This is a genomic window from Gemmatimonadaceae bacterium (assembly GCA_036496605.1).
Taxonomy (GTDB): Bacteria; Gemmatimonadota; Gemmatimonadetes; order Gemmatimonadales; family Gemmatimonadaceae; genus AG2.
Map to the genome: position 1 here is coordinate 82,678 of DASXKV010000051.1, position 19,049 is coordinate 101,726.

Genomic DNA, 19,049 nt, shown 5'->3' on the forward strand with positions numbered 1-19,049 from the left:
AGATCCCGATGACCGGCGCCGTCCCCGCGATTCCGGCCACCGCGCGCCTGACCGTGACACGTGCGATACCCGCATGGCTCGTGGCCGTGCTCGTTGGTGCTCTGGTCTTTGCCGTCGGCGCAATCATTGTCGACGGACTTCCGGTCGGCGTCGCGCACGACGATGGCATGTATGTCATCCTCGGCAAAGCACTCGCGACTGGTCACGGCTATCGATGGCTGCACGTGCCCGGTGCGCCACCCGCAACGCACTTTCCGCCTGGTTATCCGGCGGTACTCGCGCTTCTCTGGTGGTTGTTCCCGGCATTTCCGGCGAACGTTGTTGTTTTCAAGCTCGCGAATGCGCTCTTCATGGGCGGCGCGGCCGCTGGTTGCTTCTGGTTCGTGCGGGCGCGCTTGGGCATGTCGGATCTTGGTGCGGCGGCATTCGCCATCGCCGCGACGCTCGGCATTCCAACGCTGACGCTCAGCGCGCTGGTGATGTCGGAGCCGCTGTTCCTCGCGCTGCTCCTTCCAACGCTTCTGCTGGCGGAGCGTGTCGTCGACGAAGACTCGAGGCGCGCGCGCGACGTCGTCGTGCTGGCGTTGCTCGTAGGGATCGCGACGCTCGTCCGCACCCACGGGATTGCCCTGATTGGCGCAGTCGCGCTCGTGCTTGCCTCGCGCCGACGCCTGCGGGACGCCGCGATCTTTGCTGCCATTGTCGTCGCCATTCTCCTCCCTTGGCAGATCTGGGTTGCGACGCATGCCGGCGTCGTGCCGACGACGATGCGCGGGAACTACGAGTCCTATGGTCCGTGGTTCGCCTCAGGCTTACGCGCGGAAGGACTTGGCCTGATCCTTCGCACCGTGCCGCGCACGAGCGCGGACATCGCGGCGATGTTCGAGGTCTTCGCCGCAGCCGGTACACCGACCGTCGTGCGCTATCTCGCATTGAGCGCGCTTGCGGTGCTGGCGGCGATCGGTGCGCGTGTGCTCTGGCGGCGCGCAGCGGTCACCACCGTGTTCCTCGTACTCTACTGCGCGATCGTGATCGTGTGGCCCTTCAATCCCCAACGCTTTCTGTGGTGCGTGTGGCCGCTCGTGATCGCGCTGCCGGTGCTCGGTGTGCGTGAGGTGATCCGCTGGCGGCCCTCCGCGCGGTACGCGAGCGCGGCACGGATGACCGCACTTGCCGCGAGCGTTCTACTCGCCTGTGGCTATGGGGTATACAACGTGCGCGGCTATCGGCATGAGTGGTGGTCGAGCATTCCGCGTCTGATCTCGCGCAACGTGCATCCACTACTGGTCTGGGTTGCAACACACACACCGCGCGACGCCGTACTCGCAACCGAAGCAGAAAGTGAGGTCTATCTCTATACGGGACGGCCGACGGTGCCGGTTGGCACGTTCACCGTCGACGAATACTTCGGTCAGCGTACGTCCGTGGAAGCCGCGGCGGTGATTCGCTCGGTCGTCTCGCACTATCGCCCGACCGCAGTGGTTGTCTCCTCTGGAGCGATGCGTGACGCCGCGCGCGAGCTGGTCCTCGGTCCGCCTCCGAATTTCGTAGTGGTCGACACCTTCCCCGATGGGGGATTGGTCCTCATTCCCAAGTCACGATGATTGAGATTGCACCTAGCTCGTCCGCGTCGGGACGAGATCCCGAAAGCGCCCTGGCGCGCGAGCGACGACGTCATCGCACCCCGCTCGATCGCGCCACACTCCGCCTGTCCGTGCTCGTTCCAGTGTATAACGAGCGCAACACGCTCGAGTTCATTCTCGACGAGATTCACGCGACGCCGTTCCAGAAAGAGATCATTGTCGTCGATGACTGCTCCACCGACGGTACGCGACAGCTGTTGCAGGAGCTGTTGGACGAGGGACGCATCGACCGGCTCCATCTACAGCCCGTCAATCGCGGCAAGGGCGCGGCGATTCGCCAGGCGTTGTCGATGAGCACCGGTGATGTCGTCATCGTTCAGGACGCCGATCTCGAATACGATCCTGCCGACTGGCGCCAGCTGCTGGAGCCCATCGTCGACGGTCGCGCCGATGCGTGTTTCGGCTCGCGCTTTCTCGGCGGACCGCATCGCGTGCTCTACTTCTGGCACTCCGTCGGCAACAAGGTGCTGACGATGTATTCGAACATGTTGTCGAACCTCAACCTCACCGACATGGAGACGTGCTACAAAGCCATGCGCGGTGATCTGGCGCGCGGCGTCATCTTGCCGAAACTGACGACGGACCGATTCGGCTTCGAGCCAGAGGTCACCGCGCGGCTCGCGCAGGCGAAGGCGCGGATCTTCGAGGTGCAGATCAGCTACAGCGGTCGCACGTATGCCGAAGGGAAGAAAATCAACTGGCGCGATGGCATCGCCGCGTTCTGGCACATCACGCGATTCCATCTTGCGCGATGAGACGTCTCGCCATCGCACTCCGCAACCCGTCGCCGCGAACGCGATGGTGGCTGCTCGCGGCAGTTCTGCTCGTCATCGTTGCGCTCTCGTCAGGCATCGGCGTCCGGAGCGGCTTCACCTACGATGACGTGTACATCATTCAGAGGAACGGCACCGTTCATACGCTCCAGGGCTGGTGGCACGTCTTCGCGCGGCCCTACTGGCCGAAGGCCTACGGCAGCGACGGCTATCGGCCGCTGACGATGCTCGCATTCACTACCGAGTGGGTCCTGGGAAACGGAGCTGCGTGGGTCTTCCACGCCGTCAACATCGCACTGTACGGCGCGATCACCATCGCGATTTTCTGGATCGCCGGAATGCTGCTGCCGTTGGCCGTCGCGTGGATCGTCGCGGCTCTTTTCGCGGTGCATCCCGTGCACGTCGAAGCCGTCGCGAACGTCGTGGGGCAGTCGGAGCTGTGGGTCGCGTTCCTGCTGCTCATCGCTGTCGGCATCTACGCGCGCCGTCGCCTAACGGGCACCGATCTTTCCATCCGCGAAGGCGCCGCCATCTGCGCGTGCTACGCGGCCGCGCTCTTCTTCAAGGAGCACGCGATCGTGCTGCCCGCGCTGGTGGTCGCGGTCGAGGCCATTCTCGTGAGCGAGCAACGTTCATTGCGTGCGCGTCTTGCGTCGGCCCGCCCGCTGCTGCTCTGGCAGACGCTGATTGCGGTGCTTTTCCTCGCCGCGCGCGACGTGGTGAAACACGGTGACATCTCCGGCTTTCAGCCGTTCATTGTCTTTCAGGCGTTGGGCCTGAGCTACGCGAACCGCGTGCTGACGATGTTGGGCGTCGTCCCCGAGTGGATCCGTCTGCTACTGTGGCCGGCGCATCTCTCCACGGAGTACGCGCCGCCGTACATCGATATCGCGCAGGGGCCGAGCCTCGTTCAACTCCCAGGGCTTCTACTCCTCGTCGGCATTCTTGGCCTCGGCGTCGTGCTGTGGAAGCAGCGCGGAGCGGCCCGTGTCGCGAGCTTCGGCGTGGCGTGGCTCTGCCTAACGCTGCTGCCCACGAGCAATTTTGTCGTGCCTGCCGGTATCATCCTGTCCGAGCGAACGCTCTTTCTGCCGAGCTTCGGCGCGATGCTCGTCATCGGAGCGATCATTCGCTGGGTGGTGAACGCCGCTGCGCGCGCGCACTCGAATGGTGCCGCGCGCAACGTACGGCTTGTCGCGATCGCAGCGCTCGCTGGCATATTGGTCGCCGGTTCCTGGCGCAGTGTCACCCGCACCATGGTTTGGCACGACAATGAACGATTGTTCACACAATCCGTCGTCGACTCCCCGCAGAGCTATCGCGCTCAGTACATGCTGGGCGCGTGGATGTTCGAGACAGGTCGCAAGAAGGAGGGAGAGCACTACTATCGTCGCGCGCTGGCACTCTTCCCGTATGATCCGTTCATGGCGTACAACCTCGCGATGCAGTACCAAACCAACGGGATGTACTCTGCCGCCATCCCGTTGTACAAATGGGCCTTCGCGATCGCTCCGCGTTTCAGGCAGGGGGAGGGGAGGCAGAATCTCGCGTTGTGTCTGGCCTATGCGAACCAGCCCGTGGAAGCGCGCGAACAGGCGTTGTTGGCCATGGAGTACGGTGGTGCGCGACTCAAGGAGCTGCGCCGCATCGTACAGTACGCTGACAGCGTCATGGGCAAGGCGCCGTCTGGCGGGGCAAGGTTGCCTAACGATAGGACAAAGAGCCCGCATCCGCGCGCCGCGATGTCCTCCTTTGACGATGGCAAAAAGCTAGGGACCTCGCAATTCGCTCGTGTGGCGAACGTCACCGGCCGCTGACCGTTCCGCCTAAGCCGTGCTGCCACGCGTTTTTAGAAAGTAATAATCACGTGGCCCATCCGTTGCCTTGCTTAGTACCGAATAAACAGCGGAGCCACGCGCTCCCATTTCGTTCACTTCCCCCGGAGAGTAGAAAAATGCTCCGCAATCGAAAGGGCTTCACGCTCATCGAGCTGCTGATCGTAGTCGTGATTATCGGCATCTTGGCGGCGATCGCGATTCCGAAGTTCGCGAACACCAAGAACAAGGCGTACGTCACGGCGATGAAGTCGGACCTGCGCAACCTCGTCACGGCTGAGGAAGCGTTCTTCTCGGATTCGACGTACTACACGACCGCGACGACGCTCGTCGCGCGTAACGGGTTCAAGAACTCGTCTGGCGTCGGCGTCCCAGGCGTGACCCCCGGGCCGGGCTACTGGTCGGCGACGGTTACGCACAGTCAGCTTTCTGGTTCAACCTGCGGTATCGGCGTCAACACCACGAGCCCGATCATCACCACGGCTGGCGACGGTGAGCCCGCCTGCTACGTGCCCTAATGCGTAGCGTGGAATGCGCAGAGCGCTGAGCGCGATGCGGAGGAAGCCCCGTGACCTAGTCACGGGGCCTTTCCTTTGTCACCCTCAACCCTCAACCCTCGACGCCTCACGTCACTCGCGGCCCAGGGAATCGTCATTGTGAGGAGCCTTCGCCGATGACATCGCCCCTCGACCGTCCTCACCGATCGCTCCAAACGGAGCTGCTGATCCGGTTCGCCATGCTGCTCGCGGCCGCGGTCATTCTTCCCGTGGCGCTACTGTCGGTTCCGCGCCGCCTGCTTGCGGTGCACGATCCCGCGATCCTCGCTGTCGTCGTCGCCGTGGACGTCGTTCTCTTCGTCGCCTGGGCGACGCTCGTTGTGCGCGACGCGATCATCCGTCCGTTGCGCGCGCTTGCAAAGGCTGCCGAAGAGATCGTCGCGGGAGACCTCGCTCGACGCATGCCGGCGACATCGGTTGTCGAACTGCACGACGTGGCATCGACAATCGATCGATTGACCGCGCGTGCGCTCGAGGACCAGACGCAGCTCGTTCGCGCCGAGAAGTTGGCCAGCATTGGCCGACTGGCGGCAAGCGTCGCGCACGAGATCGGCAATCCGCTCGGCGCGATCCTCGGCCACGTCCACCACCTCCGAGCTGGTCTTCGCGAGCGTAGTGATTCGATCGAGCTGCTGACGGCGCTCGAGCGCGAGGGCGCGCGCATCGAGCGAATCGTCCGAGGTCTGCTCGATTACGCACGCGCTCGGCCGCCGGCACCGGAACCAGTTGCCGTCGACGACGTCGTTCGTGCTTCGGTCGCGCTCCTACGCTCACAACACGCCTTCACGTCGGTCGACGTCGTCCTCGAGCTCACCGAACAGCCACTGTACGTCTCCGGCGATCGACACGATCTGGAGCAGCTCTTCGTCAATCTGCTGGTCAACGCCGTTGACGCAATGAATGGACGTGGCCAGATCGTCGTTAGGCTCGAGTGCGCGGCGCGCTTCACCCTGCGCCAGCCGGCGACGCGGCGCACCGCCGACGGTGGTGACCACATCATCGAACATCCCCCCTCGCTCCGTGCGCAGCGCTGGCTCGCCGGCCACGACGCCATCGAGATCGCCAAAATCATAGTTGCCGATTCGGGACCGGGCATTCCACGCGAGATCGCGGAGCACGTCTTCGACCCGTTTTTCACGACCAAGCCAGCCGGGAAGGGAACCGGCCTTGGCCTCGCGATCGTATCGCGAATCGTGGACAACTTTCAGGGTACGATCTGGGTGACGACCGCTCGTGAGGGTGGCGCAGCCTTTCACGTGCTGTTCCCAGTCATCGCGGCACCGGTTGCGGAAGCACCCCAGTCGCGCGGAGCTCGCCGACGTCCTACGCCGCCTGTCGGTTGGGCGCGTAAGGCACATCACTGAGCGGTCCGCGTCGAAACAATTCGGACGGCAACCAAAGGCTCATTCAGCCCGCCGCGAGGTGAGTAGCTTGGCGCCATTCACGCGAGCGAGGCAACCGGCGCGATGCGTCCAGGCACTGGCGTTCCATCTCATCATCGATTGCTCGGGTCGTCGCCGCATGCGCGCTCGCGCCGCGGTTTCACGATCATCGAGTTGCTCGTTGCGCTCGTATTGCTCGACGTCGGGCTGATCGCGCTGGTCGGCATGGTGGCGGCGAGCACACGAGACGCCGACGCATTGCGGCGCGACGTAGCCGCCCTTCGCCTGGCCTCCGTTCGGCTCGAGCGCGCTGCCAGCGTTGGCTGCGGGGCGACGGGTATCGGCGTCGCGCGCGCCGGCACGGGCGTCACCGAGTGGTACGCCGAGGTCATTGGGCCTAACGAGACACGTGTCATCGGTGACAGCGTCGTGGCCGCAACGACGCGTGGTCCGCGCGTGACCGTAGTGCGGACTGGCGCGCGATGTTAGTCCGTCCGGCCTCCGCGGGCAGATCGCGCCCGGGGTTCACTCTTGCCGAGGTGAGTATCTCGCTGGTGCTGGGTGCACTCGTGCTGAGCCTCGTATTCGCAATCGGCGGCCATCTCGACGCGCAATTGAGGAGAGAGGCCATTCGCGTCGCCGTGAGCGAGCAGCTCAGTGGGGCGGCCGAGGTTTTGCCAATCGACCTGCGCGGCCTCTCGCCGGCCAGCGGCGACATCGCGATCGGAGAAGCGCGCGACAGCTCGATCCAACTTCGCCAAACGATCGCGAACGCGCTCGTGTGCGGTGGAACTGCGTCGACGTGGATTCTCGCGCCATTTCTTGGCGCCGGGGCTAGATCGGCGGTCCCTGCCGTCGAGGACGGCGACACTGCTTGGGTTCTGCTCGACAGCGACTCCGGCGAGCAGTGGCGCGTGTTGCGTCTCAGAGCGATACGCCGGGCGTCCGACAGCTGTGCCGCCGTGACCGACGCCGATGGTGCAACCGTCTTCGACGTCACCCATCTCTGGGCAGCCGATCTGCGTGACAGTCTCGTCGCCACTCCAGGCGCAGTCCTCCGCGTCACACGCCCGCTGCGCTTCAGCTTTTATCGGGGCGGCGACGGCCGCTGGTACCTCGGCATGCGCAGTTGGAGCACTACGACTCTGCAATTCAACGGCATTCAGCCAGTCAGCGGACCGTTCGCCGCGGTCTCCGGCGATCGCGGCACGCGCTTCGTGTTTTTCGACAGCGCGGGCGAACGCATCAATTCCGGCGCTGCTGACACCCGCACGATTGCGCGGATTGAGTCCGTGCTCATTTCTGATACTGCGCCGGCGGCGATGGTCGCGCGTGAGTCGCTGACCGTTGTCGTGGCCCTGCGCAACCGCCAATGAGCGAAGACTCAGCTTGGAGTGCAGCGAGCGTTCCTGGGCAGCCCGGCGTAGCCCTCGTCTCCGTATTGTACTTCCTCGTCGTCTGCGCTCTGACGAGCGTGGCGGTACTCTTTGCGCAGCGTTTAGCCCATCGCAACGCGATTGCGACGGGGCACGGTGCCCAGCTGCTCGCCGCCGCCGAGGCGGCGGTCTATGCGACCGTGAGCAGTTGGAGCTCGGCGGAGCGAAGCCGTCAGGCGGTGGGCAGCAGCATTCGCATCATCGTGCCACCCAACGAGAACGTGATGACGACGATTCACATCACGCGCCTCACGATGCGCGTCTTTTCGATCACGGCGGAGTCGCGGCTCGTCGCAACGAACATTGCACGACGCGTCAATCTGCTGGTTCGCCTTCCGATCGAAGCCCCGCGATTGCATGGCGGGCTCGTTTCAGCCGTTGGCGTCATCGTCGGGCCGCAGGTGCGCTTCGTTCTGGATACGGGACAGTGCAGCGATTCGACATCATCAGCAGTACTTCTGTCGCCCAATGCGACGATCACGCTCGACGCGGACATTCCGCCCGGCACCGCGCCATCGGTAACGCACGATTCGCTCGCCGCGGACTCGGGCAGCTACCTGCGTATCGCGAACGCGTGGTGGAGCGAGCTCGCGAGTCGCGCGGATATTCAACTCGGTCGTGATGCGCGCGTCGCACCAGCACCGAGTATTGTCGACGGACGTTGCGTCGCGACGAACGCCAACTGGGGCGCTCCGTTGACACCGTCGTCGGCGTGCGGCACGCGCGTGCCGCTCGTATTTGCATCGGGCGATCTCACGATCGACGGTGGGGCCGGGCAAGGTGTCCTGCTGGTCGACGGACATCTCGCGATCACCGGGCCGTTCACGTTTTCCGGTCAGATTGTCGCGAGGCGCGGCATCGAGACGCTCGCTGACAACATTACGATCAGCGGGGCGGTGTACGCGTGGCGCGAGAGCAGCGATACGACCGATTCTCATGCGGCGACAAATGAGGTGATACTCACACACACGACGACGTTGCGTCGCTCACGCTGTGACGCTGAACACGGCATCGCGTCATGGCTGCAACCTCATCGCGTGCGTGAACGCGCATGGTCGGAGCTGTTTTGAGAGTGGCGACACCGTGTCAGTTCACTACAGATGCGATGTTACGCTTGGGGTCGTTGGTCGTTCTACCCGGTAGAAGTGACCCACTCGCGCGGTCAGCGTGCCCCGCTTCGGGCGTGCGTCGTGATGTGAAGGAACGGAGCAAGCGCGATGTGTCACAGCATGTTAGGCATGTGTATTAGTAAGTTTACAACATAGAAGCGCGCGGACAAACTACCCGTCCGCGTTTCCCTCCTCCCGCGACGATTGCGTGGACGTTCGGTGATCGGTCGTCGCGCTTCCAGGTCCGTACCGCTCCCATGGGACTATTCGGTCGCAAGAAGACGACGGTCGGTCTCGACATCGGCTCCGGGCTGGTGAAGGTCGCCGTCATCGACCACTCGAAACGGGAGCCCGAGCTCATCAAGGCTGCGGTCGCCCCGCTGCTCGCCGACGCGATCGTCGAAGGCGAAGTCATGGACCCTGGCATCGTTGCCGAGGCCGTGCAAACGGCGCTCGCCGCCGCGGGCGTGAAATCGAAACACGTCGTGACCGCCGTCGGCGGCCGCGATGTGATCATTAAGAAGATTCAAATCGAGCGCGTCAAGGAACAGCAGGCGCGTGAGCTCATGCGCTGGGAAGCGGAGCAGCACGTCCCGTTCGACATGGAGTCGGTCGAGCTGGATTTCCAGATTCTGGATCCGGACGGCGAGGGCCTCGAGATGAGCGTGCTCCTCGTCGCCGCCAAGCGCGAGCTGATCGAATCGAAGGTGCGCGTCCTCGGCGATGCCGGCTTGCAGCCCGCGGCCGTCGACGTCGACGCGTTTGCGCTCCACAACGCATTCGAGATCAATCATCCGGACGCACTCGGCGGTCTGGTCGCGCTGGTGAACATCGGTCACGAGGTGACGAACGTGAACATCCTCGACGAGGGTGTTCCGATTCTTACCCGCGACATTACCGTCGGTACACGCCGGTTCCGTGAAGATCTGCAGCGCGAGCGCGGCCTCGGTCCGGACGAGGCGCAAGCGCTGCTTCAGGGATACGATCGCTCGCCGCACATCGAAGCGGTGCTCGCGAGCCGCGGCGAAGAGATCGCCGTCGGCGTCGAGCGCGCGGTCGCGTTTCTCGCGTCGAATTCGCGTACGGCGCAGATCCGGGCGATGTACACCTGCGGTGGCGGATCGCGCATCCCGGGGCTCAGTGAGTTCCTCGCGAATCGCCTGCACTTGCGGGTCGAACAAGCCAATCCGCTCGCGAACCTCAAAGTGCGGGACGGCGCGCTCGACACGCTCGTGACTGACGAGATCGCGCCGCTGTTGATGCTTCCCATCGGCCTTGCCCTGCGCAAGGTCGCCTAACGAATGACCGCCGTGTCGCCGAGTCAGCGCCTCTCATGATCGAAATCAATCTCCTCCCCGGATCGGGCAAGAAGAAGTCGGGCCGCAGCGGTAGTGGCGGCGCGGCGAGGAAGATCAATTTCGGCGCGCTGCTCGCCGGGATCACGCAGAAGATTCGTGATCCGTGGCTGATCAGCGCCGTCGGCAGTGTCGTGTTGAGCGTCGCGGTCGTCGGCACGACCTATCTCTACCAGGAGCAGCGCGTCTCCTCGCTCAATGCGGCCGAGCAAGCCGCACTCGCCGATTCGTCGCGCTATGCCGCCGCGTTGAAGGAACGTCAGCGCGCGGACGCGCGTCGCGACACGCTGTTGCGCCGGATGAACCTCATCCGCGCCATCGACGAGGACCGGTTCATCTGGCCGCACGTGCTCGACGAAGTGAGCAAGGCGTTGCCTCCGTATACCTGGCTCTCCTCGCTCTCATTCATGGGAACGCCCCAGGGTTCCGTGAACGTCGCCGCCGGCGCCAAGCCGGAGACGGGAGACGAGAAGAAAGGCAAGAAAGCAAAGAAGGTCGACGTCGAGGTGCCACGCGACGAAGTGCGCATTCGAATGATCGGGCTCACTCCCGACATCCAGGCGCTCACGCGCTTCATGCGACAGCTCGAGGCGTCGCCCTTCTTCGGTGATGTGCAATTGAACAACTCGCAGCTCTCGCAGGATCAGGGAAAAGACGTGACGCAGTTCACACTCGACGTGACGTACACCCGTCCGGATACGTCGGTGATTAAGCGTATTCCTTTGACCGCGTCAGAGAAGTAACCATGGCCCTCCTTCCTACCAGGCAACGCGATCAGATTCTGCTCATCGTGATCGTGCTCTCACTGGGCGCGATTGGTGGGTATTTCATGTACATGTTCGGCGACAAGGCGCAGGAGATCGCGACGCTGGACACGCATGTCACCGCCCTCCAGACGATGAATGACAAGGTGAAGGCCGACATCAAGGCCGGCGCCTTCGATCGCGCGCGGAAGGACGCGCAGCGCTACGAACGCAATCTCGCTCTGCTGAGTCGTTTGGTGCCGTCGACGAACGAAGTCCCGGCGCTGCTCGACCAAGTCTCCACGGCGGCGCGGCGCGCCGGTCTCGAGCTTCAGGACGTCGCGCCAGCCGGACCGCAGCCAGGTGAGGAGTTCGATACCTACAAATACAAAGTCGGCGTGCTCGGCGGCTATCACGAGATCGCGCAGTTCCTCACGAATATCGCGACCCTCGATCGTATCGTCGCGCCGATGAACATCAATCTCATCGTCACCGGCGGAAAGGGCGAGAAGAAAGCGCGCTCCGGCGAATCACTGCTCGACGCGCGATTCGAGATTCAGACATACGTCGCGCACGGCGGCGTGCAGCCGGCCGCCGCAACCTCGGGCGAGACCGCGAAGCCGACGAGGCAGGGGGCTCCATGAAGAAGGTGAATGGCATTGGCGCCGTCCTCGTTCTCATCGCGGCGATCGCCTACAAGTTCAACCTCGTGTTGAGCAAGCTCGGTTCATTGCTCAAGCTCGGGGTGGTGCTGCTCGCGCTGCTGCATCTCAGCTCGCCGACGGATTCGACGGCGCTGGCCGCCAAGCCGCACGCGGCCAAGTCGCCTCGTCAGGTGGCTCAGAACGTGACGCCCAATACGAATGGTGCCGCGAAAGTCGTCGGCGCCATGGCGCCCGCCCAATCGGGCGGACCCGCGATCCTGCCGTCTGCCCCGTTAGGCGCTGGCCCGATCCAGGCCGCCCGGAACGCCGCCGCCGCGCAGAACGCGCAGCTTGCGAAAGAGACGGGTCAGGCTGTGCCGACGGCGCCCGGTGCGCGGCCGGCACCAGCGCCCGCGCAGTCGCCGGCGTCGAACCAATCGACGGTGGTGCAGCAAGGCACGGCAAAGCCCGCGACCAACACCGCCAACAATACCAACGTCGACGCGCCCGTTATGCGCGAATCATTCGATTACGCGCGCGACACGCGTCGCGATCCGTTCGTCTCGCTCATGACAACGAGCGATCTCCGGCCAACGCTCAGCGATTTACGCCTGACCGGAATTCTCTATGACTTATCGGGGCGTCGCCCCGTCGCCATCCTCCGCGACATCGCGGGTGGGCAGTGGCGCGTCACGACCGGCATGACCCTTGGCCGGATGCGCGTCACGCAGATCAAACCCAAGACCATCATCTTCACCATCGAGGAGTTCGGCTTCAATCGTCAGGATTCGCTCGTCCTCGGTGACACCACGAGAGTGAGGCACAGATGATTCGAGGCCTGACGCTGGTCACGACGTCCCTCGTCGCGCTCGGCTTGAGCGTGACTTCGGCACGTCCCGCGAGCGCCACGCCGGGTGCGGCCGGCCGCTCGATCCCTGCGGAACACGACACCCGCGGCCTCCGCGAATCCAGAACGCCGGGCACACCGGCGGTCATCTCGCTGAGTGTCGTCCCCACGACCGATCGCACCGAGATGATCATCGGCGTCGACGGACCCGTCGAGGTCGAGAACTTCGCGCTCAGCAATCCGGACAAGATCGTCATCGACATCAATGGAGCCACGTTAGGCATCCCGACGGAAGTGTACGATCGAATCGCGCGCGCTGGCATCACCAACGTGCGCTACTCGCAGTACCGGAAGAATATCGTCCGCGTCGTGCTCACTCTGGAGAGCGCGCGGCCCTATGCGGTCGTGCGCGGCAAGAACGAAGTCCGTGTCTCGGTCGAAGGGAAGAGCGATCGCCTCGAGCCATGGCACATCGGCTACGACATGCCAGCGAGCACGATCGCCGACCGCGCGGCCAAAGTCGAGGTGACGGAATCGCGCACGCCGACAGCCAAGGTGAGCGAGCCACGCCGTGAGCCGACCCTTGGTGCGTCGAAATTCACGTCGATGCAGCAACGCTCGCAGCAGCCACGCATCACGATCGCTTGGGAGAATGCCGACATTCACGACGTGCTCGCTGCCTTCGCTGCCTTCTCGGGACGTACGATCATCCCCGCGAAGGAAGTGACTGGCAACGTCACGGCCGAGATCTCGAATCAGCCGTGGGACGTCGCGATGCGCGCCATTCTGAACGCGAATGGTTTCGATGCCGTCGAAGATCAGAACGGCATCATCATCGTCGACACGTTCTCGCATCTCGTCAGCCGCCAAAACGCCGAGCCGCTCTTGACGCGGACGCTGCGCTTGAACTACGCGCGCTCCACCACCGTCGCCGAGATGGTGAAGGAGCGTCTGTCGCGCGACTGCAGCCGCGTCACCATCGGCGGCGCCGCACCGACCCCGACGCAGCCCAACGGGACGCCCGCCATTCAGTTGAATCCCAACTGCCCGATACGAGGCGCAGTCACCGCCGACTCACTCACAAACAGCATCAGCATCACCGACATCCCCACGAACCTCGACGAGCTCGAGTCGTACACCAAGAGCGTCGACCTGCGCCAGCCGCAGGTGAACATCAAAGCGAAGATCGTTCTTGTCGATCGCACGCAACTCGAGGGTCTCGGCCTGCGGTACGATCTCGGGAGTCAGGCGCAGTTCTTCAGCGACATTGTCCAGCGGACGGATTCCAGCGGCGCCACGAACACGGGCAATTCGATCGCGTTAGGCGGCAATCAGCTCGCCGCGATCGCGAATGCCGCGGCCCGCGTGCCTTCGGCGGCGCTGCAGCTCGTCTACTCGACCGCGATCGGTGGCTTCGACTTCACCTCGTTCCTCGAAGCGCTCCAGCAAGTATCGCTTCTCGACGTGCAGGCCGAGCCCAGTGCGAGTGTGCTCAACAACCGGACGGCCAACCTCACCGCGGGCACTCAGGTCCCGATTCGCGTCATCGACGCGTCGTCGGGAGGAACGGCCAACGGTGCGTTCCCGCAGGCGACGGTGCGAATTCAGGAAACGGGTGTCATCCTCACCGTGACACCGCGGGTGACGGCCAACGGCCAGATCCAGATGCGCGTGCACGTCGAGAACTCGGACGTGCAGGATCTCGGCGGCGATATCGGCGCGGTGTTCCCGCGACAGAGCGTCGACAATGAGGTCCTGGTTGGCGATGGCGAAACGGCGGTCATGGGTGGACTCACCCAGACCACGATCCGACTCGCCAAATCCGGAATCCCTCTCCTGGTCGACCTCCCGCTGATCGGGAAGCTCTTCGGAGTCACACAGCGCACGGAAGCGAAGCGCGATCTGCTGATTCTCATCACGCCTCACATCATCGACGACGGTCAGCAGCCGTCGGACCAGATCCGTCGCTAAGACGGATCCGACACGACGGCTGACCGGAGTGTACCTATGAAGCGAGTTCATCTGATACGATGCGCGGCGGTGGTTGCCGCGGTTGCGCTGGTCGCCTCGTGCGACCAGCGTACGCCATTGAATCCGTTTATCGGTGGTGGATCGGGTGGCGGAGGGGTGAAGGGTGCCCCAGTGGTGTCGATCGACACGCTGCAGCCCAGTCCCGTCAACGTCGGCGACTCGATTCTCGTTGCCGTGCACGTCGTCGAGGATTCCTCGATTGCGAGCGTGCAGCTGTTCGGCCTGACGGTCAACGGCAGCGCGGATCTGGGTACCCTGTCGATCAGCAATCGGTATAACCCAATTACCGTCGGCGGATTCCGATCGGGACTCCGCGACACGGTGATCCGGCGCTATCTGCACCCTGCCACTCCAGTCGATACGTCGCTGGACAGCCTCGTCGTCGTCGCCACGGCTACCGACAACTCGTCGAAGACCGGCGCCGACACGGCTGTGGTGCGTGTCGTCACCGGACCCAAAGTCAACTTCATCACGCCGCTGCCGACGACGCAGGTGTTCGCCGGTGGCGACATGGGCGTCACTGCCCATGCGACGCATGCCGACGGCGTGGCGAGCTTGACGATCAACGTCCAGAGCCTGGGTGCGTGGCCGACACCAGTCAATTACACGACGACTGGCAGTTTCCCGTTAGGCCCGAAAGACACCACCTGGACTGGAAGCGTCAACGTTCCGTTGAACGCGCCAGTCGGCGGGCGCCTACAGTTCACGGCGTCGGGCATCGACGTCAACGGCAAGCCCGGCTCGATCGCGTTGCTGACTCTGCTCGTGAAGGGTCAGGACACGACGCCGCCACTGGTGACTCAAGTGGTGTCGCCGCGCATCGAGCTCACCGACTCCGTGCTCGTGAACTCGTCCGGATCGAGCGCCACGGTGACGGCCGGCGTCATCGTGAAGGACAGTATCGGCGTCGAGATTCGACGCGATAGCATTGCCGTTGCAACTCCGCTCAACAACGTCTCGCAGTGGGTTCACCTGCCGCTCACGAACGCGGAGCAGGGCCGGAACCTGCGCATCAGCACATTTGCAATAGACCGGTTAGGGAGGAAGGGGTACTCCGTCTCGAATGGAACGACCGTCGCGCAGCCGACGATGGCCCGAGCCTGGACCGATACGACAGTCGTCGTGTACGGTCGCACATACCCGCTGCCGTACGGCGGCATCAATACGACCGTCGGTGACATCGCAATCGATACCGCGCACGGCAACGTGTTCGTGTCGAACATCAACAACAATCGACTCGAGATCTGGCAGGGCTCGACGAAGACCTTCGCAAGCAGCGGTATCCCGGTCGGGTCGGAGCCGTGGGGACTCGCGTTCGGCAACAGCAACGACACGCTGTACGTCGCTAACTCCGGCGGTACGAACATAAGTCGCGTGTATGTCGGCACGGGGACGAAAGCCGAAGTCCTCAGCCAGCGAATTCTCACGCGCAACACGTACGCGTTCATCGTCAGCCAGACGCAGGACATCAACACGGGAAGAATCACGCTCTCGCTGCAAGGGCCGGTCAGCTACTCCGACCGTCCGCAGTACCTCGCCGTGTCAAAGGCTGGTCGTGTGTTCTACTCCACGATGCCGACTGCGTCGGCACCCGCGGGTACGATTCGCTGGCTCGATCCAGCGCTCCCGGTGCCAGACCCTCAGCAAATCTGGCAATATGGGACGTCGACTGGTTCGGGAAGCGCGCAGTGGGTGCTCTTCAACATCGACTCCGCGTTCATCACGAAATTCACTGGGACGATCAAATCGGATCTGCTCACGGTCTACGACCATCCGTATGGCCAGCTGGCCGGCAATCTCGTGGGGCAAGATTCCGACGTCGTGAGTGCCGTCTCCAAGCTTGGTAGTACGAGCGACGCGGAGCTCATTGCGAACCTCGACATCAATTCACTCGCGCTCACCGATACCACGTTCCTCGCCGAGAGCGGCGATCACACCTGGGTGGCATTCGGCGAAGGAAACACTGGTGGCGCGGGCCGAATCATGATGGTGAACGATGCCTGCTGCGCCATGCCGGGATTCTTCTCGCCAGGCGTCGCGGTCACGGACCTCATCGACAACGCCAACGAACGAGTCTTCGGCGTCGCCGTGGACAGCACAGGCACGACCCTGGCCGCGCACGGCAATGAATCGTACTTCGCGGCGATTCAGAATCCCTTCCACCTGCGTCTGCAAGGGAAATACAACTCGTTCGACAATGGCGCCGGCGTCGCATTCCATCCGGGTGCCAACGGCAATGCGACAGTCTCGACTGATCGACTGGCATTCGCCGGGTCGCAAGATGGGCACATCGAGATCATCGACATCGCGTACTTCCTCCAGCGTGGGAGGCTCACGTTGAAGGGCAATCTGTATGGCCCACTACGCGCGAGTCGTCCGTTCCCCGGCGATCCGCCGGGAACTCTGCTCAAGCTGTTCGGTCTCTCGAGTGCCGGGCTTGTCGTCATCGATCTCACCGCCACCGATATCAAGCCGGGTCCGTAGGCGAGGGGCTAGGGTAGAGGGTAGAGGGTTGTCACCCTCTACCCTCTGCCGTTTTGAGGCGGGACTTTCTCCGCTTATAGTCCGCCACATGCTTCGCTTCACCACCGCCGGCGAATCGCACGGCCCAGCGCTCCTCGCCATTCTCGAGGGGATGCCCGCCGGTCTCTCACTCGTCGCCGACCAAGTGAACGTCGAGCTTGCGCGACGCCAGCAGGGCTATGGCCGCGGCCGACGAATGCAGATCGAGAAAGATGCTGTCGAGTTTCTCTCGGGCGTGCGCGCCGGCCAGACGATCGGTTCGCCGATCGCGATGTTGATTCACAATCGCGACTGGAAAAACTGGCAGGAGATCATGGATCCCGCGCTTCGCGATGAGGAGGTGTCACCCTCTACCCTCCACCCTCCACCTTCTATCCAACGTAAGCGGGCCGTCACACGCGTGCGCCCGGGCCACGCGGATCTTTCAGGTTTGCTGAAGTACGACCGCGAGGATGCTCGCGACATTCTCGAGCGCGCGTCGGCGCGCGAAACGACCGCGCGCGTCGCCGCCGCGGCGATATGCAAGCGGTTCCTCACCGAATTCGGCGTCTCGATCGGGAGTCACGTCATCCACCTCGGCGGCATCGATGCGAAGCGTCCCGATCCCATGCCAAACGACATCAACGCGGCGGCCGATGCATCGCCGCTGCGTACGCTCGATTCGGACGCTGAGCAGGCCATGATCGCGAAAATCGATGTCACCAAGCGCGAGGGAAACACACTCGGCGGAATTTGCGAAGTCATCTGCGATGGCCTTCCCGTCGGACTCGGATCACACGTATCGTGGGATCGGAAGCTCGACGGACGACTCGCCGGCGCACTCATGTCCATTCCCGCGGTGAAGGCCGTAGAGATCGGAATAGGCTTCGAGGCCTCGCATCGCACCGGCGCCGAGGTTCACGACGAGATCGACCCACAGCCGAAACGTCCCCTCGCTGGAAACGTACGGCGCCGCAGCAACCGCGCTGGTGGGCTCGAGGGTGGTATCACCAACGGGGAACCACTCGTCTTACATGTAGGGATGAAGCCGATCTCTACCCTCATGCGGCCCCTGGCCACCGTGGACGTCAGCACCGGTCAGCCTGCCGCCGCAGTCGCCGAGCGAAGCGACGTTACCGCCGTTCCTGCTATGGGTGTAATCGCGGAGGCAATGGCGGCCCTGGTGCTCGCTCAGGCTTTCCTCGAGAAGTTCGGTGGTGACTCCCTTGCGGAGACGAGGCGTAACTATGACGGCTACCTTTCGTACCTCCAATCCCGTATCGGCGGCTGATCCTCGGCGGCCGCATCTGGTACTGGTGGGGCTGCCCGGCGCGGGTAAATCAACGGTGGCAAAGGCGGTCGCCGAGCGACTCGCGCGTACGTTCCTCGACTTCGATCACGAGATCGAACGTCGGGAGGGTAAGACGATCGCCGAGATTTTCGGCGAGAAAGGCGAGGGTCACTTCCGGGAGCTCGAGCGCGCGCTCACCGAGGAGCTGAGCCAGATGGGCAACATGATTCTCGCACCTGGCGGCGGGTGGGTGTCCAACCCGCAGGTGGTAGCCCTCATTCGACCACCAGCGCGCCTGATCTATCTGCGCGTGAGACCAGAAACCGCGCTCAAGCGTCTGGGTGCCGAGCGGAGCAGCCGGCCGCTACTGATGCGTCCGGATCCCCTCGGCGAGATTCGCAGGTTGCTGGACTCGCGGAAGGCCGCATACGAGTCTGCCGACCATGTAATTGAGGCGGAACTTCTTAGCGTCGAAGAGGTTATCAAGAAAGTTTCGTCCCTCGCGCTGGGCACGCGGTAATAGAGTCGCTTGCGGCCGACGTGCGCTGGATTGACCATTGCCGGAGTATTTGGGCACGGTTCCCTTGCTCTGGTCGTCTATGTTTCCCCGTGCTTTTGGACCAATAACCTTTTTCGTTCCTTGAATTTTAGAGTCCTCGGTCCACACGAGCGCGGCCGCTTCGCTCCAGAAGCGTGGGGCCATTTGCTGGCGCTGAACGGCAGCGGTGCGCTGAGTGCCGCTGACCTAGAGCACATCATCGAGCGCGCGCTCGCGCAGATCGACGGTCGTATCGCGCTGGATGATTTGCGTTCTCTAATGGAAGGCGCGGGCTACGAAGATCAAACGTCGGGGGGCGACAACCAAACCGTTCATTAGTAAGGCATCACTCCGTACTCGAGA

The 19,049-nt window shown here is 63.5% G+C and carries 17 protein-coding genes; all 17 read left to right on the forward strand.

The features are described from left to right. Window positions 1–8 precede the first annotated feature (8 nt). The gene (locus VGH98_20550) at window positions 9–1,604 is read left to right on the forward strand and encodes a hypothetical protein (protein ID HEY2378381.1); all 1,596 of its coding nucleotides are present in this window, start codon (window positions 9–11) and stop codon (window positions 1,602–1,604) included. Then, complete coding sequence (locus tag VGH98_20555; protein ID HEY2378382.1) at window positions 1,601–2,398, forward strand: glycosyltransferase family 2 protein; 798 nt, start codon at window positions 1,601–1,603, stop codon at window positions 2,396–2,398. Before VGH98_20550 ends, VGH98_20555 begins: the two co-directional genes overlap by 4 nt. Further along, on the forward strand, window positions 2,395–4,233 hold the full coding sequence (locus VGH98_20560) for a tetratricopeptide repeat protein (GenBank protein HEY2378383.1): 1,839 nt from the start codon (window positions 2,395–2,397) through the stop codon (window positions 4,231–4,233). The genes VGH98_20555 and VGH98_20560 overlap by 4 nt, the downstream gene beginning before the upstream one ends. Before the next feature lie 137 nt (window positions 4,234–4,370). Then, window positions 4,371–4,769, forward strand: a complete 399-nt coding sequence (locus tag VGH98_20565) for a prepilin-type N-terminal cleavage/methylation domain-containing protein (GenBank protein HEY2378384.1) — start codon at window positions 4,371–4,373, stop codon at window positions 4,767–4,769. 155 nt (window positions 4,770–4,924) lie between these two features. After that, entirely contained in the window at window positions 4,925–6,172 is a 1,248-nt protein-coding gene (locus tag VGH98_20570; GenBank protein ID HEY2378385.1) for an ATP-binding protein, read from the forward strand. A gap of 102 nt (window positions 6,173–6,274) precedes the next feature. Further along, on the forward strand, window positions 6,275–6,679 hold the full coding sequence (locus VGH98_20575) for a prepilin-type N-terminal cleavage/methylation domain-containing protein (GenBank protein ID HEY2378386.1): 405 nt from the start codon (window positions 6,275–6,277) through the stop codon (window positions 6,677–6,679). Then, entirely contained in the window at window positions 6,673–7,566 is an 894-nt protein-coding gene (locus VGH98_20580; protein HEY2378387.1) for a prepilin-type N-terminal cleavage/methylation domain-containing protein, read from the forward strand. Before VGH98_20575 ends, VGH98_20580 begins: the two co-directional genes overlap by 7 nt. Then, entirely contained in the window at window positions 7,563–8,696 is a 1,134-nt protein-coding gene (locus VGH98_20585) for a hypothetical protein (protein HEY2378388.1), read from the forward strand. The genes VGH98_20580 and VGH98_20585 overlap by 4 nt, the downstream gene beginning before the upstream one ends. Before the next feature lie 296 nt (window positions 8,697–8,992). Next, the gene (gene pilM, locus VGH98_20590; protein HEY2378389.1) at window positions 8,993–10,033 is read left to right on the forward strand and encodes a type IV pilus assembly protein PilM; all 1,041 of its coding nucleotides are present in this window, start codon (window positions 8,993–8,995) and stop codon (window positions 10,031–10,033) included. A gap of 35 nt (window positions 10,034–10,068) precedes the next feature. Beyond that, a complete protein-coding gene (locus VGH98_20595) occupies window positions 10,069–10,833 on the forward strand; it encodes a PilN domain-containing protein (GenBank protein HEY2378390.1) in 765 nt (254 codons plus the stop codon). A gap of 2 nt (window positions 10,834–10,835) precedes the next feature. Continuing rightward, window positions 10,836–11,477 carry a type 4a pilus biogenesis protein PilO gene (gene pilO, locus VGH98_20600; protein HEY2378391.1) on the forward strand — a complete coding sequence of 214 codons (642 nt, stop codon included), beginning with the start codon at window positions 10,836–10,838 and terminating at the stop codon, window positions 11,475–11,477. Next, window positions 11,474–12,307, forward strand: coding sequence for a hypothetical protein (locus VGH98_20605; protein HEY2378392.1), 834 nt, complete (start codon window positions 11,474–11,476; stop codon window positions 12,305–12,307). The genes pilO and VGH98_20605 overlap by 4 nt, the downstream gene beginning before the upstream one ends. Further along, a complete protein-coding gene (locus VGH98_20610) occupies window positions 12,304–14,295 on the forward strand; it encodes an AMIN domain-containing protein (protein ID HEY2378393.1) in 1,992 nt (663 codons plus the stop codon). Before VGH98_20605 ends, VGH98_20610 begins: the two co-directional genes overlap by 4 nt. A 36-nt stretch (window positions 14,296–14,331) precedes the next feature. Next, entirely contained in the window at window positions 14,332–16,839 is a 2,508-nt protein-coding gene (locus tag VGH98_20615) for a hypothetical protein (protein HEY2378394.1), read from the forward strand. Window positions 16,840–16,927: 88 nt separating this feature from the next. Next, the gene (gene aroC / locus VGH98_20620) at window positions 16,928–18,148 is read left to right on the forward strand and encodes a chorismate synthase (protein HEY2378395.1); all 1,221 of its coding nucleotides are present in this window, start codon (window positions 16,928–16,930) and stop codon (window positions 18,146–18,148) included. After that, window positions 18,105–18,668, forward strand: a complete 564-nt coding sequence (locus tag VGH98_20625) for a shikimate kinase (protein HEY2378396.1) — start codon at window positions 18,105–18,107, stop codon at window positions 18,666–18,668. The genes aroC and VGH98_20625 overlap by 44 nt, the downstream gene beginning before the upstream one ends. A gap of 30 nt (window positions 18,669–18,698) precedes the next feature. After that, window positions 18,699–19,025, forward strand: a complete 327-nt coding sequence (locus tag VGH98_20630) for a DUF494 family protein (GenBank protein HEY2378397.1) — start codon at window positions 18,699–18,701, stop codon at window positions 19,023–19,025. Window positions 19,026–19,049: the final 24 nt, after the last annotated feature.